Origin of the sequence: Bacillus cereus group sp. Bce019, assembly GCF_051781745.1 — a bacterium.
Classification (GTDB): Bacteria; Bacillota; Bacilli; order Bacillales; family Bacillaceae_G; genus Bacillus_A; species Bacillus_A cereus.
In genome coordinates this window covers 1-268 of record NZ_JBPWJX010000153.1, presented here as the reverse complement: position 1 = coordinate 268, position 268 = coordinate 1, and the positions used below count along the sequence as shown (strand labels likewise).

The following is a 268-nucleotide window of genomic DNA, read 5'->3' as shown; positions in this document are numbered from 1 at the left end:
CAAAGCAGAGCGCTTACCGGGACTAAAAACGTGACGGTTGATGTGGCCGTTGCGCCTGCACTGGCGAGTAAACTGAAATACAGTAGGAACGCCAGCGTGGTGCTGAGCGCTGCTAACGCCAGCGCATTGCCCCAAGCCAGAGGACTCACTGGCTCGCTTGGCCATAGCAGCAAGCCGGGTATGAGCAGAACTAACGCAGACATGGCGCTACTGCCCGCTGCAAGAACGCGGCTGGGCAGATGCCCTAAGCGGGTCTTTGTATAGTTAC

1 protein-coding gene is annotated in these 268 nt (G+C 57.8%); it reads right to left on the bottom strand.

Translation table 11 applies throughout. The features are described 5' to 3' along the window. Window positions 1–203: EamA family transporter (locus ACS2QP_RS27820; protein WP_438883076.1), on the bottom strand; the 203-nt coding region annotated here is incomplete at its 3' end. Between the last annotated feature and the right edge of the window lie 65 nt (window positions 204–268).